A 16292-nucleotide genomic window follows, 5' to 3' on the forward strand; every position below is an offset into this window, starting at 1 on the left:
TTAAACAAAGCAAAAGTTACATTGATAACAGGTAAACATCATGGCTACCGCCCCTGGGTTACAGCCCCCAGCTTGCTGCTTTTTACCATATTGCTCACGCCTTTGGTCATCATGCCTCCAGCATCGTTATGTCTTGGCAGCGTTGATCGCAACCCTCTCTCACGGGCACGCCGCGAGTTGGCACACTGCACCAGCCCGATTTTATAGGGAATTCTATCCCGTTTTTCCCAAGGATGAACAGTTGAAAGTAATTCGTGATGGGTGCAACTTGAGGCTCATCACAACCTCAAGAGCGCGAAACGCCTACTCATACCTCGCATTTTCAATTACAACCACGCAATTTTTGCTTACATTTTTCACAAAAAACAGGGCAACCCATGGGGTTGCCCTGTTTGATTGTCAGCCAGACCAAAGCTGGCTAGCGATTTATTGAACTCTGTTCAAATTAGCTAAACCTGCATGCCATCAGTCACCTTTTGACTCAACTGCTGCAGCCATGCGCGCCTCTTTACTCTTGTGGCTGGTGAAGTAACGCATCACCAGCACAAAAAAGAGCGGTACGAAGAAGATGGCCAGCACGGTGGCGCTGATCATCCCCCCCATCACGCCGGTACCGATGGCGTTACGGCTGCTGGCACCGGCACCGGAGCTGATCACCAGCGGCAGCACCCCGAGGATAAAGGCGAGCGAAGTCATCAGGATCGGACGCAGACGCAGACGCGCCGCCTCCACCACCGCCTCACCCAAGCCCATCCCTTTGTCGTAAAGCTCTTTGGCAAATTCCACGATCAAAATCGCGTTTTTCGCCGACAAGCCAATGGTGGTGAGCAGACCAACCTGGAAGTAGACGTCGTTCTCCAATCCGCGAAGGGTGGCAGCCACAATGGCCCCCAGAACCCCGAGCGGTACTACCAGCATCACCGAGAACGGAATGCTCCAGCTCTCGTAGAGGGCAGCCAGACAGAGGAACACCACCAGCAGCGAGATCGCGTAGAGCGCAGGCGCCTGTGAACCGGCCTGCCGCTCCTGGAAGGAGAGCCCAGTCCACTCGATGCCCACCCCTTCCGGCAGCTGTTTCACCATCTGTTCGATGGCGGCCATCGCATCACCGGTACTCTTGCCGGGCGCCGCCTCACCGACGATCTCCATCGCCGGCACGCCGTTGTAACGCTCCAGACGGGGCGAGCCGAAGCTCCACTCGGTGCTGGCAAAGGCGGAGAAGGGCACCATCTGACCGGCACTGTTGCGCACATACCAGAGTTTCAGATCTTCCGGGTTCATCCGGAAAGGGGCATCCGCCTGCATGTAGACCTTCTTGATCCGGCCACGGTCAACGAAATCATTGACGTAGGACGAGCCCCAGGCGGTAGCCAGGGTGTTGTTGATATCCGCGATGGATAGCCCCTGCGCCAGTGCCTTCTCGTAGTCGATCTTGATATCGAGCTGCGGCGTATCTTCCATCCCGTTCGGGCGTACCCGCACCAGAGTGGGATCCTGCGCCGCCATGCCGAGCAGCTGGTTACGCGCCGCCATCAGCTTGTCGTGACCAATACCGCCGCGATCCTGCAGGAAGAAGTCAAAACCGGTCGCCGTACCCAACTCCGGGATCGGAGGCAGGTTAAAGGCGAACACTTGCGCCTCCTTGATGCTGAACAGATAGCCCATGGCGCGGCCGATGATGGCATTGGCGCTGCGATCCGGGCTCTTGCGCTCGCTCCAGTCCTTGAGCTTGATAAAGGCCATCCCCGCGTTCTGGCCACTACCGGCGAAGCTGAAGCCGGATACGGTCAGTACGGAGTCAACGTTATCCTTCTCGTTTTTCAGGAAGTAGTCGCGCATGTCCGCCAGTACCACCTCGGTGCGCTGCTTGGTGGCCCCCACCGGCAGTTGTACCATGGACATGATGACACCCTGATCCTCTTCCGGCAGGAAGGAGGTGGGCATCCGCATAAAGAGCACTGCCAGTACCGCCAGCATGGCGCCGTAGATCAGGCTGTAGCGCACACCCTGCTTGATCACCTTGCGCACACCGCTCTGATAGCGGTTGGTACCGGCATCAAAGGCGCGGTTGAACCACCCAAAGAAGCCGCGCTTGGCACCAAACTCGCCATGTTTCATCGGCTTGAGCAGGGTGGCACAAAGGGCCGGTGTCAGGATCAACGCCACCAGCACCGACAGCACCATGGCCGAGACGATGGTCAGCGAGAACTGGCGATAGATGGCGCCGGTCGAGCCGCCGAAGAAGGCCATCGGCACGAACACGGCAGAGAGCACCAACGCGATCCCCACCAGCGCGCCAGTGATCTGGGTCATCGACTTGCGGGTCGCTTCCAGCGGGGAGAGATCCTCCTCGCTCATCAGCCGCTCCACGTTCTCCACTACCACGATGGCGTCATCCACCAGCAGGCCGATAGCCAGCACCATACCGAACATGGTGAGGGTGTTGATGGAGAAACCAAACGCCGCCATCACCCCGAAGGTACCGAGCAGCACCACAGGCACCGCAATGGTCGGGATCAGGGTGGCGCGGAAGTTCTGCAGGAACAGATACATGACGCAGAACACCAGGAAGATCGCCTCGATCAGGGTCTGCACCACCTCCTCGATGGAGATCTTCACAAACGGCGTGGTGTCGTAGGGGTAGACGATCTCCATGTTGGCCGGGAAGTAATCCGACAGCTCATTGAGCTTGGCACGCACCTTCTCGGCGGTATCCAGCGCGTTGGCGCCGGTCGCCAGCTTGATGGCGACCGCGGCGGTGGACTGGCCGTTGTAGAGCGCATCGGCGTCATAGCTTTCGCCCGCCAGCTCGACCCGGGCCACATCTTTCAGCCGTACCTTGGAGCCATCCTGATTCACCCGCAGCAGGATGTCGTTGAACTGCTCCACGGTAGAGAGACGGGTCTGCCCCATGATGGTGGCGGTGAACTGCTGATCTTCTACCGACGGGGTACCACCCAGCTTGCCGAACGCCACCTGGGCGTTCTGCGCCTTGATGGCCGCCTGTACATCCCCCGGGGTCATCTGCACCCGGTTGAGCTTGTTGGGATCGAGCCACACCCGCATGGAGTACTGGCTGCCGAACAAGGTGATATCCCCAACCCCGTCCAGACGACTCAGAGGCTCCTTGATATTGGAGACCACGTAGTCCGCCAGATCGTCGTTGTTCATCGAGCCATCGCTGGAGATGAAGGCCGCGACCATCAAGAAGCTGCTGGAGGTCTTCTGTACCCGGATCCCCTGCTGCTGAACCTCTTGCGGCAGCAGCGACATCGCCTGCTGCAGCTTGTTCTGCACCTGCACCTGGGCGATATCGGGATCGGTACCCGGCTGGAAGGTGAGGGTCACCGACACCCGACCCGCAGAGTCAGACTGGGAGGACATGTAGAGCAGGTGATCCAGCCCGGTCATGTTCTGTTCGATGATCTGGGTTACCGAGTCTTCCACCGTTTTGGCGGATGCGCCCGGATAGCTGGCGGAAATACCGACAGCGGGCGGCGCAATGCTCGGGTACTGGGCGACCGGCAATTTGATGATGGCCAGGCTGCCCGCCAGCATGATCACCAGCGCGATCACCCAGGCAAAAATGGGTCTGTCTATAAAAAATCGAGCCATGAAGCGACTACTCCATCCTACTTGTTGGCCGGGGTGTTGGACGCAGCTTGAGCAGACGGTGCATCAGCACCCTGCTCGGCGGGATTGACCACGGCGCCCGGTCGTACTTTCTGCAAGCCAGCCACGATCACCCGCTCGCCGGAGGTGAGCCCTGACTCAACCACCCAGTTGCTGCCAACGACCCGGCTCAGCTGCACGTTGCGCAGCTCCACCTTGTTGTCAGCGGTTACCACCATCACGGTGGCGCCACCATTGGGGGTGCGAGTCACGGCCGTTTGCGGCACCAGCAGCCCTTGCGCCCGCTCACCCTCTTGCAGGGTGGCGCGCATAAACATGCCGGGCAGCAGCAGTTGGTGAGGGTTGGGCACAATCACCCGCAGGGTCACCATGCCGGAGGTCTCATCCACGGTCACATCGGAGAACTGCAACGAGCCCTCTTCGCCATAGGTACTGCCATCTTCCAGCTGGAAGGTCACCTTGGCCCCCTTCTGCTCGTCCTGGGTCAACTTGCCCTCGGCGACCAGTCGCTTGAGGCGCAGCAGATCGGCGGTGGACTGACGCACATCCACATACATGGGATCGAGCTGCTGGATGGCGGTCAGGCTGTCAGCCTGCTGGGCGGTCACCAGCGCCCCCTCGGTCACCACGGATTTACCGATACGACCGCTAATGGGGGCCGTGATGCGGGTGTAACCGAGATTGATCTCGGCAGTGCGCAAAGCCGCCTTGCTCGCAATTATCTCCGCCTTGGCCTGCTTCCAGCTGGCGTCGGCGTCGTCATAGTCCTGACGGCTGATGGATTTGACCTTGAGCAGCTCCTGATAGCGCTGCGCCTTGAGGCGGGCACTCTGCTCGTTGGCCTCGGCCTTGGCCAGATTGGCCTTGGCGCTGGCAACCGCCGCCTGATAGACAGCCGGGTCGATCTGATAGAGCAGATCGCCCGCCTTCACATCGCTTCCCTCGGTAAAGAGGCGCTTGAGGATGATGCCGCTCACCTGCGGACGCACTTCGGCCACCCGCAACGGAGCGCTGCGGCCGGTCAACTCGGTGGTCAACATCAGCGGACCGCTCTGCAGGGTCACCACGTTGACCGCCGCGGGGGGCATGCCGCCCTGTCCCTGGGGTGCACTCCCCTTGTCACCACAACCTGCCAGCAAGCCTGTAGCCAGCAAGGCAAGACCAACTGAACGAGCAAGAATATGTTTATGCATGAAACACCTGAGCCTTTGCCAGTCAATGAACAATCAGGGCCGCATGGGCCCTGTTGGTAAATAGTCGAAAGATGAGGCAATATACATACATTCATAAATGTATGTAAGTGACTTTTTGCTTGCATGAGGCACAAATTTCGATGGCCAGACGAACCAAAGAAGAGGCGCAGCAAACCCGCTGCCACATCATGAGCACGGCGCTGGATCTGTTCTGCTCTCAGGGCCTGGCCAAGACCAGCCTGACCGACATCGCCAGGGCGGCAGACCTGACCCGCGGGGCCATCTATTGGCACTTCAAGAACAAGGATGAACTCTTCATTTCGCTCTGGCAGGAGCTCTGCAGCCCCCTCGCCCACCAGCTCGATGCCTGCCTCAATCCAGATGAGCCGGATCCGCTCGGGCAACTGCGCCTCTTCTTCGAAGGGGTACTCCACAGCTTCATTCACAATCCGGCCCAGCGGCAGATGTTCACCATCCTGTTCAATCTCGAATCGCTGGAGGGAGAAGCCATCTCACTGCGCGAGCATATCCGCTGCCAGTCCGCCAACTTCTTTCGGGACCTGGAGACCACCCTGGCCAATGCGGTACGGCGGGGCCAACTGCCCGCCAACCTCAACCTGCAGCGCGCCGCCACCCTGCTCCACTGCACTCTGGATGGCTACATCATCAACTGGCTCCACTTTCCGGGGCGGATCGACCTGCAGGGCGAATCCGCCTTCCTGATAGAGAGCATGTTCACCATGCTGGCCCAGCCCCACGGGCCTGCCTGCGGCCGCTAACCGGCTCCGGCAACTCCCCCCCATCCAAATCGGGGCCTGACCGCGCGCTTTGGCAGTCAGGCCCCGATTTGTTACCCTGTGCGCCCCCTGCTTGAGGTAACCCCTGTGCCACACTCTGACGCCATCCCCGCTTCCCGGCCATTTAACGACCAGCACGCCCACGTTCGAGCTGCCTTTGTGGCACGCCTCAAACCCGGTGCTCACCTGCTCAATGGTCAGTGCGGTATGGGGGAGGATCTCTGCTGGCTGCGTGCGGAAGGGTATGTGGTCACCGCCTGCGAAGCTGTGCTGGCTGACGCCAAAGTTGCCTCGCAGCAATCCGGACAAGCGGTGCGGGTCTGCCCGCTGGCGAAGATGTACTCGGTGCTCCCTTACGATGGGATCTGGCTGAGCCGCCCGCTTGATAGCGACGCGGCCACCCTTGTTACCCAGCTGCAACAGCTGGCGACCCTGCTCAAAGCGGGCGCTCCGCTCTGCTTCCCCCTGCCGCCAAGCGGCAAGATAAGTCACCATCAGCTACAGCAACTGGTCACCACATCCGGGATAGCACTGCAACTGGCGCCGATGGAAGCCGTATCAGCCAGTACGTCAGATTCCTCAAGTCAACACGCCAACCAGTACGTCATGTTGCTGCGTGGCGATCATCAGGCCACCTAACGGGCTAATTCATCACGGATTTTCCTGTTCAACGCCAAGCCGACAGCTAGTCGGCGATCTTGACCTTCGACAATATTTAACTCGGCGTTAACGCGGAAAAGGCAGACATAACACGGCTTACGTGTTAAAAAGTGTGATTAATATCAAAATTTAATAACAAAACAGACAATACAACCAACTCCGGATTTCCTTATGAAACTTGTCCTGAAACTCATTGCTGGCATCCTTGCCGGTCTCTTGCTCGGTCTCTACGCCCCTGAGTGGGTGGCGCGCGTGCTGTTTACGGCCAAGACAGTGATAGGTCAGCTGATCACCTTCACCATTCCGCTCATCATTCTGTTCTTTATCATGAGCGGCATCGCCAGCCTGCCGAAAAACTCCGGCAAGCTGCTGGGCAAAACCGTGGCCCTCTCCTACTGCTCCACCATTCTGGCGGGGCTGTTCGCCTTTACCGTGGCGAGCCACCTGATCCCGCAGTTCACCACCGCCGCCGAGCCCACCACGGCCACGGCTATCAAGCTCACCTCCTACGTCAATCTGGAGATCCCGCCGCTGTTTGGCGTGATGTCGGCACTGGCCGCTGCCTTCGTGTTCGGCATCGGCATCAGCGCCACCCAGGCCACCGATCTGCGCCGGGTCGCCGATCAGGGTCGTGACATCATCGACCGTCTGCTGGCCAAGGTGATCATTCCGCTGCTGCCGTTCTACATCGCCGGCGTCTTTGTCGAGATGACGGTAGAAGGCACTGTGTTCGCCACTCTGAAAACCTTCGGCGTGGTGCTGGTGATGGCGATCCTGATGCACTGGATCTGGCTCTCCGTGTTGTTCGTGGGTACCGGTCTGGCCCTTGGCCGCTCACCGACCCAGCTTATCAAGAACATGCTGCCCGCCTACTTCACCGCGCTGGGGACCATGTCGAGCGCCGCCACCATTCCGGTCGCCCTGCAATCGAGCAAGAACAACGGGGTGAGCGACGGCATCGCCAACTTTACCGTACCGCTGTGTGCCACCATTCACCTCTGTGGCTCCACCATTACCCTGGTCACCTGTGCCACCGCGGTGATGTTCCTCTCCGAGCATCTGGCCATCCCGGGCATCGAGACCATGCTCCCCTTCATCATGATGCTGGGGGTGATCATGATCGCCGCACCGGGCGCGCCAGGTGGTGGCGTGATGTCGGCGCTGGGTCTGCTCACCTCCATGCTCGGCTTTGGTGAAGCCTCCATCGCCCTGATGATCGCCCTCTATCTGGCGCAAGACAGCTTCGGCACCGCCTGCAACGTCACCGGTGACGGCGTGATTGCCCTGTGGGCGGATCGCTTCGCCAACGGTAGCGAGAGCGCAGCTCCTGTGGCCGAGGCCGAACAGGCATAAGCTCGCCGGGATAGCCCGACCATCCTCTGCAAAACCGCAGGCCCGAACCATGTTCGGGCCTGCGTCGTTTCTGCCACCTTCACTGCTTTTGTACGTCTTTCTCTTTCCCCCTTTACCCCTCGCTGCCGTAAACAGCACTCGCGCTACCCTCTGCATCAGACAAAATTATTGGCATATGCTATATATGAGTGTATAAATGGCTTATGCCAATTAGGAGCCACCATGCCAAGACCCAAGATTGCCCGCCAGATCTGTGGCCGCCCCGCCAACAGCTGCTTCAAACCCAACGGCCGCCCCATGCATCAGCTGGAACAGGTCACGCTGGCCCCTGACGAGTTCGAGGCACTGCGCCTCGTCGACCTTCAAGGAATGCAGCAGCAGGAGGCCGCCCTGGTGATGGGGGTTTCCCGCCAGACCCTGGCCAATATCCTGAAAAAAGGGCGCTACAAGGTGGTGGAGTGTCTGAGTCTGGGCAAGGCATTGATGATGCAACCCGCCGAGCCCGACCACCCAACCAGTGGAGAAGAGCCGACATGAATGCTGTCACAACCATGACCACCAACCCCAGCAACAGCGCCCTGATGCTGAGTCAGGGGCTGCTGGCTGGCCACTTTACCCGTGCCGAGCAGCTGCAAATTCTTAACCCCGAAGGGAACGTTATCGCCACCCTGCCCAATCCGGCCGCCGCCGAAGGCTGCCACGGCAAGCAAGCGCTGCTCGACGCCCTCGCCCATCATCAAGTGGGTCAGGTGGTGGTGCGCAATATCGGCGAGCGAATGCTGGGGCGCCTGCTGGCGGTCAATATCCGGGTGCTGCAGTGTCGCTCTGCCCGCCTGCCGCTGCCCGCGCTGCTAGCCCCCACCAATTTGCAACCTCTTACCGAGGCAAGTCAGGGCCGTCCGTCTCGTCGTCATCAGAGCAAGGCGACTATCCGTGCCATCCAGCCCCTCGGCGCAGGCCACAGCCATGCGAATTGTCACGGTGGTTGTAACAGCAGCTCAGGTCACTGTTGCGCCAGTGGTGGCAATCAGGCAGATAGCCCACGGCAAGGCCATACTTGTTGTCAAGGCAGTGAGGGCGCAGGCCAACAGGGCGGTTGCTGCCATCATCACTGATGCCATCGCCGTGCATGTCATCACCATCAAGGAGAAGAGATCATGTCCATCTGGTTGTTGAGCCTGCTCGCCTCGTTCGTACTGATCCTGGCCATGGGCACCATCATCTGGTGGCGCCAATACCAGCTTGCCCAGAAGCGGGAAGATAAAGAGGTGCGCCCCTGTGGCTGCTCCAGCGCTTGCGCGGATCACCTCTATCAAATCAGCGAGCCGACGCCCAAACAGTAACCTGAGCGCAAACGCCATAGCCGCAGATACAAGGTCGGCAAACTAAAGGCGCATTTAATAGAAAGACGTATAAAAGAGAAGGGGCACCTGCTGGTGCCCCTTCTCTATTTACTCCTCGTCATGCTTGAACCGCCTCTTTCCCCCTTATGCTCATCACACGCGCTCAACCCGGCTCGGCGCTGCTGGCCGCCACACTCGGAGTGCAGGCCGGATCCTGATACTGCTGATAGATGGCATAAAACTCGGCCTTGTTGTGCAGGGCCGCGGCGACACAAGCGGGATCAAATTGGCTGCCGGCATGCTCCTCCAGATAGGCGAACGCCGTCTCGAACGGCCATGCCTTCTTGTAGGGGCGCTCGCTGGTCAGGGCATCAAACACATCGGCCACCGTCACGATACGCGCCGCCAGCGGGATCTCCTCCCCCGCCAGCCCCAGCGGATAGCCAGTGCCGTCAAAGCGTTCGTGATGGCTGGCGATGATATTGGTCAGCATGTCGGTGTGGTGAATGCCATCGAGACCAAACTCGTTGATCATCAGACTGATCATCTCCCGCCCCTTGCCGGGGTGGATCTTCATGATCTCGAACTCTTCCGGCGTCAGCTTGCCCGGCTTGAGCAAAATGGCATCCGGCACCGCGATCTTGCCGATGTCGTGCAGCTCGGAGAAGAGATAGATAAACTCCACCTCCTCATCGCTCAGCCCGCAAGTCGGGGCCAGCGTCTTGGCGATCAGTCGGGAGTAGGCCGACATCCGGTGCAGATGGTTGGCGGTCTCCTCATCCCGATAGCGGCTGAACTCCCGCGCCGTGGTCAACGCGCCGCCAAGGGTCTGGATGGAGAAAAACTCCACCGCAATGATGGCCGAGAGCGCCTGGGCATAGGCCGACAGCTCGCTGCGGATCGGCTCCTCGAAGTATCCCGGCTCCATGGCATCGCAAAACAGAAAACCAAACAGCTTGCTGTTGAACAGCAGTGGCTCGGTATAGCTGGAGGCATAGCCCGCCTCCAGCACCTTGCGGCTGTGCTCCGACGCAGAGCCACGCAGGGCGTCGAGATTGCCGAGCACCCGGGGCTGCTTGTGCTCCGCCAGATAACTCAGGGAGGGAACATCGCTCAGCTTCACCTCATACTGCACCAGTGGCGAGGGCCCCTCGGTGCTGTGGGCAAAGGTCTTGAGCTGATCGGTATGGGGATCGTAAATCGCGATGGCCACCCGACTCAGCTTGTCAAAGCGCTGCCTGAGCGTGGCATGTACGCTCTGCATTTTTTCGCCAAATGAACTTTCCATCGCCTTCTCCAACGGGACCCCGTGATGGAAGTATAGTGACTCCCTTTGACGCTCTCCCCGCCACAGCGTCAAAATTGACAGAAAAATCAACAAAGCAACTTCCCCACAACAAGCCCGCACGGCAGAGGCAATAGCCCTACCAAGGGCGCGCCATCAGCGACTGCTGGTGCGGCCCAATCTTGCCTGGTCGGAGATATTGTTCGGTTCTGCCATGCTGGCTGTATAGTTTTTGGTTAACCATTCCGGTAAAATCCGCGCCCTTAAAGAAGAGCCACCTAAGAGTGATTGAGCGATGTCCAACACAAAACAGGCCCCCAAAGTAGGATTCGTCTCCTTGGGTTGCCCCAAAAACCTGGTCGATTCAGAACGCATCCTGACCCAGCTGCGTACCGAAGGGTACGATGTGGTGCCCAGCTATGACGATGCCGAGCTGGTCGTCGTCAACACCTGCGGCTTTATCGACAGCGCGGTGCAAGAGTCGCTGGAAGCGATCGGCGAAGCGCTGGCCGAGAACGGCAAGGTGATCGTCACCGGCTGCCTTGGCGCCAAAGAGAATCAGATCCGCGAGATCCACCCCAAGGTGCTCGAGATCACCGGCCCCCACGCCTATGAAGAGGTGCTGGGTCACGTCCACAAATATGTGGAGAAGCCGCAGCACAACCCCTTCACCAGTCTGGTTCCGGCCCACGGCGTCAAGCTGACCCCGCGCCACTACGCCTATCTGAAGATTTCCGAGGGCTGCAACCACCGCTGCACCTTCTGCATCATCCCCTCCATGCGTGGTGATCTGGTGAGCCGCCCCATCGGCGACGTGCTGGCAGAAGCCAAGCGCCTGAAAGAGGCGGGCGTGAAGGAGCTGCTGGTGATCTCCCAGGACACCTCCGCCTACGGCGTCGATGTGAAGCACCGCACCGGTTTCTACGACGGCATGCCGGTCAAGACCAGCATGGTCGCCCTGTGCGAAGAGCTGGCCAAGCTCGACATCTGGGTGCGCTTGCACTACGTCTACCCCTACCCGCACGTAGATGACGTCATCCCGTTGATGCGCGATGGCAAGGTACTGCCCTACCTCGATATTCCGTTGCAGCACGCCAGCCCGCGCATCCTCAAACTGATGAAGCGCCCCGGTACGGTTGAGCGCACCCTGGAGCGGATCCAGAAGTGGCGCGAGATCTGCCCGCAGATCACCCTGCGCTCCACCTTTATCGTCGGCTTCCCGGGCGAGACCGAGGAAGATTTCCAGATGCTGCTGGACTTTATCGACAAGGCGGAGCTGGATCGCGTCGGCTGCTTCAAATACAGCCCGGTCGAAGGGGCGCTGGCCAACGAGCTGCCGGATCCGGTACCGGAAGAGGTTCAGGAAGAGCGCTTCCAGCGCTTTATGGAACTGCAACAGCAGGTCTCCATCCGCAAGCTGGCCCGCAAAGTGGGTCAGGAGATGACCGTTATCATCGACGAAGTGGACGAAGAGGGCGCCACTGGCCGCTCTTTTGCCGATGCGCCGGAGATCGACGGTCTGGTCTACCTCAACGGCGAAACCGGCCTCAAGCCGGGCGACATGGTCAAGGTACGGATCGACGAATCCGACGAATATGACCTGTGGGCCAGCCTGATCAGCTAATTGAGGCTCTAACAGCCAAATGAAAAAAGCGCCTGCGGGCGCTTTTTTATTGGCTCAATATTGCAGGCAAAACCGCTGGCCTAGCTCAAATCATGGAGCGCCTTGCCAAGGGGCGGCGTGAGGCGCAAGTCAGAGAAGCGCACCGCCAGCCCCTGCCGCTCCGGCGTGCAGCACATCACCCCGATAAAGCAGCGCTCGCTTGGAGGGAACGGGGCGAGACGCAGCAGCGGCCACACCTTGCCATCGGTGGAGTATTGCAAACGCAGGCAATCGGCCAGCCGGGTCAGCCGCAGCCAGAAGCGGCGCGGATTGCCGGTAAAAATACCGGTGGCCCAGTCAGAGCGCGGATTGGTCAGCACGCTGCCGATCATCGGCTGGGCATCGTTGTACTCGATCCCCGCTTTCAGCCAGTGCGCCTCGTCTTGCAGCAGCATCAGCCCCGCCTGATCGTAGAGGGTGGTGAACTCCCCCTCGACGCAGACCTGAAAGGTAAACTCCCCCGCCACCTCGCAGCCATAGAGATGCCCGCTGTGGCGCTCGAAGCCATACCAGGTGCTGCGCCAAAAATCGGTCTGCTGGTCTGTCACCACCTGCAAGCCATCGCTAGTCTGGTGCCACTGGGCCGGTTCATTGAGCCAGCGCCATTGTTGCCCTTCCATCATCCTGCTCTGCTCCTTTTTATCCCGCATAATCCCGCACGAATGCAGCTCGCCAACCCCTCGTCAGGTCACGGCAGGTCATGGCTGCGCCTCTGCGGCCCCCCATAAAAGGAGTCAATAGTGTCGCTATTGCCGCCCCGATACAAGGCTTGTGCGTTGCGCCATCAGTGCGCCCCAAAAAAGCGCGGGGGGCCTGATGGCCCCCCGCAAACACACCGGATGAGAAAATGCCTTACTTGGCGGCGCTATCCTTCACGCACTTCTGGACAAAGCTGTTCTTGGCCGCGCCAGCCAGCTTCTTGTCGGCCGCCGCCTTCTCGCACTTGGCCGCCGGATCCATCGCCACGCCCGTCTTCACGCACTTCTGGATAAAGCTGTTCTTGGCCGCTCCGGCCAGCTTCTTGTCGGCGGCCGCCTTCTCGCACTCGCCGGTCGCAGCGCCAGCGGCATCTTTCACACACTTGCCGACAAAGCTGGTTTTAGCTGCGCCGTTTAACTTTTTGGCCGCGGCCTGCGCCTCGCACTGCAGCTGGGCTGTGTCGTTGGCAAAGACCGGATTGGCCAGCAGCACGCTGCCGCAGAGCAGGCCGAACAGGATGGTACGCTTCATGGGAGATATCCTCTCTATCTGGTGATGTGTTTGCATGGTCATATTTGCATGACGATGTGTTGCAAATGGCTGTGATTGCAACAGCTGATTGTTGCCGCAGATCCCCCTCCTCGCCAGCTTGGGCCACGGAGCAGAGGGCAACTATCGCCCGCACTATAGCGCCGATTGGCGGAGAGAGATTGCCCCCAGCCAGCCCTTCTCCAACAGCAAGCCTGCCCCCTACCTTCCCGCCAACCCCAATAGAATCAAGGGTCATGGGAATCCTGCCTCCACCCACACCCTTTTATTGAGCCAGCGCAAAAAATCAGTCATTACTGACACTTACGTCACTTTTTGACTGGTGCGGCCAGATTCGATTGGCTTAACATAGCCATCCGGTGCCTATTCATCTGCGATGGGCTGCTGCCCTCGCTGGTCAATGGAGCATTTTGGAAGCTGCAATCCACGGGCGGTAGCGTGGTGTTTGGTAGCGTTACGCCTCCCCAAAAAGGTGGGTGTCTCAGATTTCCCTATAGCGCGACTAGCAATAATTACTTACTTACCATCACACTGAACGCAAAAAAATAAATACCCCATGCGTTAAATCCCCACGTCATTCAGTTAACGCGAGCACCAAATAAATCTAACGCAAAATTTACACAAAAAACAACTCTGAGATTTAACAAAATGAAAAAAATAACTCAAAAACAACGAGAGCGGGATGTTCGAAGAGTTTTAAAGCAGCGATTCAATTTTAAAAGAAAAAACAAGCAGTTTAGAAATGGCGATTCATTCATCAAGCATAAAAGAGATGTCCAGTGGAAGGAACTAAACGCATGGATTAATAGTGAAAAGAACAATGGCCTTTCCGTTAAAGATTGCAAAACTAAAAGACAAAAAAAACAAAATATGATCGCCATTGAATTACCTCAAGAAATGGATTTCGAGAGTAATTATGACAAAACTGTACAGTCATTAACTGCAATAAGAAGGCTAGTTGAACTATTAGACGCCTATAAAGGCTGTAAATTGCCTGTTAGAGCATATAAAATTGGCACCGTCATTTTTGATAAGTTAACAAAAATTTCAACATCCGCAGCCCTTGTACTAACAGCTGAGATATCAAAATGGGACTCGTCAATTATTAAAAGATTAAAACCACAAGAGGATGGATGGCAAGAAAATATATATGATAATTTTTTCCAATTAGGTTTTTTTGAACTATTTGAAAATAAACCTAAAAAACCACATACAGGAAAGAATACGCCTTCTCACCTCAATTTCGTTAAATACTTCAAAGGTGACTGTTCCGATAGCGAAAAAGCAAGAAAAAATAAAGTAGAACTCAGAACACAAATTTCTGAACTTGTGGGTTCAAAAGTTCCAAAATGGACAATTTTACATAGCGGATTATCTGAAGCAGTTACTAATGTTACACATCATGCATACCCAGATAATTTCGAAAAAAATGATAAATCATGGTATTTAACTGGTTCATATAACACCAATACAAAAGAGATGATGATTTCATTTTTTGATCAAGGAGTCGGAATTCCAAACTCCTTGCCTGATTCAAAAATATGGGAAAAAGTGCTCTCATATTTTGCATCAACCGGAGTATCTATTGCAGAGCAAAAAAAACATGAGACTTTATTAAAAGCCGCCGTTAGTTTAGATCGCACTAGAACTGGGCAAAATGATAGAGGAAAGGGTCTGCAAGACCTGCTTGAATTTATTAGGCAACGAGCGGAAGGCTCGCTTTCCATAATGAGCTACCATGGCGCATACGAATGCAACGTAATAGCAGGAAAAGAGCATGTTAGTACAGCAAGCTTTTCAAGGCCATTATGTGGTACACTAATAACGTGGTGTGTGACACTAAATGATTAATTACGAGGTTAATATGTGCACCATTTATATTGGAAATCAGTTTCATAACGATCCATCAGGTAGATATTATACTGATGGTGATGGCTCTGGCGAAGAGTTTAGAGAAGAGGTTTTAAGACCTTTACTTGAGTGCAAGAGCATTGATAAAATCACAATAAACATTTCGCGTAATGTGGAAGGTTATGGCTCATCATTTCTTGTTGAGGCATTTGGAGGGTTAATCAAATATGGTTATTTTAAATCTAACTTTGTTGATAACAAGATAGAACTATCTGTCGATGAAGAAGACTTAGATGATTACTCATTCTACAAAGATAGAATCTTAGAATATATTAGAAGTGCAAAATTCAACTCACAGAAATATATATCAACAAAAAACAAGGCCATTGAGGAAAAAACATTTAAAGGCATAATCGACAAAACATTTGTAGAAGGATTTATTAAAAATGCTACAAAGTAGTCATATGCTTTCGACCACTGACAAGCTTTTACAAAACTACAATGCCTTAGCTATACCGTCATCAGATGCTAAGGCATGTAATAGCTTGGTTTATAGTTTTTCAGAACCATCTACATTTTATAGCCTCGAACGAATTAACAGTACTGTTAGTTCAATCCCTGACGGCTCTTATCCTCTAACTATTTTATCTGCAGTTTTAGGCGCTCTAGTGGCTGCTATTGCAGCCTTTTTATTTAATATCGCATACTGGAGAAAGTTAAATAAGGAAAACTTCAAGTCTCATTACGCAAATATATGTCTAGAGCACTTGACAACATTTGAAAAGGCAGCGCTGCAATATTGGATAAGTAATAAAACCAATGAAAACGCTCAAGAGATGCAACTACTAGAAGTTAAGATACGCTCAACCTTTATCGTACTTAAAAGTAGCCTAGATAATCTTTCCAACGTTGTAGTTGACCCCGCCGACAAAGCAAGTATATCCACATTCACAACCACAATATTCGATGTTGCAACAGGTGGAAATTTTGAAAGCTCAGTCAAAAAGACAGAACGAAACACGTGTCTAAAAATATCAAAGGAATGTTCTAAAATCATGACTGTAATATTAAGGCACTCACAAAAAACACTATAAAACTATATCTACCACAACAAATAACCCTGCCTAATATAGCAGCCTCGCATCACTCACACTGACGTACCAGAAATAATGTATCTAGGCAACATATCTTTCTGAGCCAGTTATTGCCTGATTGGCTCACATATTATCCATCCTATCCCAAAGGCATAAAAAAACCCGTTGCCGG

At 55.7% G+C, this 16292-nt stretch carries 15 protein-coding genes; 10 read left to right on the forward strand and 5 right to left on the reverse strand.

Features of this window, described 5'->3' with window-relative positions:
* Window positions 1–465 precede the first annotated feature (465 nt).
* Together AB5Z02_RS14505 and AB5Z02_RS14510 are read right to left on the reverse strand one after the other, a co-directional pair.
* On the reverse strand, window positions 466–3615 hold the full coding sequence (locus AB5Z02_RS14505) for an efflux RND transporter permease subunit (protein WP_058059856.1): 3150 nt from the start codon (window positions 3613–3615) through the stop codon (window positions 466–468).
* Window positions 3616–3632: 17 nt separating this feature from the next.
* Window positions 3633–4826 (reverse strand): efflux RND transporter periplasmic adaptor subunit, encoded by a 1194-nt coding sequence (locus AB5Z02_RS14510; protein WP_368216275.1) that lies wholly within the window; start codon window positions 4824–4826, stop codon window positions 3633–3635.
* A gap of 140 nt (window positions 4827–4966) precedes the next feature.
* Between AB5Z02_RS14510 and AB5Z02_RS14515 the strand changes: the two genes are divergently transcribed.
* The 6 genes from AB5Z02_RS14515 (at window position 4967) to AB5Z02_RS14540 (ending at window position 8979) form a co-directional block, all read left to right on the forward strand.
* Window positions 4967–5605, forward strand: coding sequence for a TetR family transcriptional regulator (locus AB5Z02_RS14515; protein ID WP_159158471.1), 639 nt, complete (start codon window positions 4967–4969; stop codon window positions 5603–5605).
* 105 nt (window positions 5606–5710) lie between these two features.
* The gene (locus tag AB5Z02_RS14520; protein ID WP_368216277.1) at window positions 5711–6262 is read left to right on the forward strand and encodes a hypothetical protein; all 552 of its coding nucleotides are present in this window, start codon (window positions 5711–5713) and stop codon (window positions 6260–6262) included.
* Between the two features lie 192 nt (window positions 6263–6454).
* Window positions 6455–7636: a dicarboxylate/amino acid:cation symporter gene (locus AB5Z02_RS14525; RefSeq protein ID WP_159158470.1), complete on the forward strand. Its 1182-nt coding sequence runs from the start codon at window positions 6455–6457 to the stop codon at window positions 7634–7636.
* Window positions 7637–7858: 222 nt separating this feature from the next.
* Window positions 7859–8173 carry a DUF134 domain-containing protein gene (locus tag AB5Z02_RS14530; RefSeq protein WP_005338107.1) on the forward strand — a complete coding sequence of 105 codons (315 nt, stop codon included), beginning with the start codon at window positions 7859–7861 and terminating at the stop codon, window positions 8171–8173.
* Window positions 8170–8751, forward strand: coding sequence for a NifB/NifX family molybdenum-iron cluster-binding protein (locus AB5Z02_RS14535; protein ID WP_159158469.1), 582 nt, complete (start codon window positions 8170–8172; stop codon window positions 8749–8751). The genes AB5Z02_RS14530 and AB5Z02_RS14535 overlap by 4 nt, the downstream gene beginning before the upstream one ends.
* Before the next feature lie 42 nt (window positions 8752–8793).
* Window positions 8794–8979, forward strand: coding sequence for a hypothetical protein (locus tag AB5Z02_RS14540; protein WP_128836170.1), 186 nt, complete (start codon window positions 8794–8796; stop codon window positions 8977–8979).
* 163 nt (window positions 8980–9142) lie between these two features.
* On the opposite strand, the gene AB5Z02_RS14545 is transcribed toward AB5Z02_RS14540, so the two are convergent.
* Entirely contained in the window at window positions 9143–10267 is a 1125-nt protein-coding gene (locus AB5Z02_RS14545) for an HD-GYP domain-containing protein (RefSeq protein WP_111901376.1), read from the reverse strand.
* A 292-nt stretch (window positions 10268–10559) separates the two neighbouring features.
* Between AB5Z02_RS14545 and rimO the strand changes: the two genes are divergently transcribed.
* Window positions 10560–11888, forward strand: a complete 1329-nt coding sequence (gene rimO / locus AB5Z02_RS14550; protein WP_005338111.1) for a 30S ribosomal protein S12 methylthiotransferase RimO — start codon at window positions 10560–10562, stop codon at window positions 11886–11888.
* Between the two features lie 80 nt (window positions 11889–11968).
* On the opposite strand, the gene AB5Z02_RS14555 is transcribed toward rimO, so the two are convergent.
* Complete coding sequence (locus AB5Z02_RS14555) at window positions 11969–12550, reverse strand: DUF1349 domain-containing protein (protein ID WP_368216278.1); 582 nt, start codon at window positions 12548–12550, stop codon at window positions 11969–11971.
* Window positions 12551–12779: 229 nt separating this feature from the next.
* The gene (locus AB5Z02_RS14560; protein WP_368216280.1) at window positions 12780–13157 is read right to left on the reverse strand and encodes a hypothetical protein; all 378 of its coding nucleotides are present in this window, start codon (window positions 13155–13157) and stop codon (window positions 12780–12782) included.
* 666 nt (window positions 13158–13823) lie between these two features.
* Here AB5Z02_RS14560 and AB5Z02_RS14565 point away from each other — a divergent pair.
* From AB5Z02_RS14565 to AB5Z02_RS14575, 3 genes are read left to right on the forward strand one after another with little or no spacing between them, the layout of a single operon-like run.
* On the forward strand, window positions 13824–15026 hold the full coding sequence (locus tag AB5Z02_RS14565; protein ID WP_368216281.1) for a hypothetical protein: 1203 nt from the start codon (window positions 13824–13826) through the stop codon (window positions 15024–15026).
* Window positions 15027–15039: 13 nt separating this feature from the next.
* On the forward strand, window positions 15040–15486 hold the full coding sequence (locus tag AB5Z02_RS14570; protein ID WP_101531749.1) for a DUF4325 domain-containing protein: 447 nt from the start codon (window positions 15040–15042) through the stop codon (window positions 15484–15486).
* Window positions 15473–16120, forward strand: a complete 648-nt coding sequence (locus tag AB5Z02_RS14575) for a hypothetical protein (protein ID WP_335841488.1) — start codon at window positions 15473–15475, stop codon at window positions 16118–16120. The genes AB5Z02_RS14570 and AB5Z02_RS14575 overlap by 14 nt, the downstream gene beginning before the upstream one ends.
* The last annotated feature ends 172 nt before the right edge of the window (window positions 16121–16292 follow it).

The organism is Aeromonas sp. R2-3 (genome assembly GCF_040908375.1).
Classification (GTDB): Bacteria; Pseudomonadota; Gammaproteobacteria; order Enterobacterales; family Aeromonadaceae; genus Aeromonas; species Aeromonas veronii.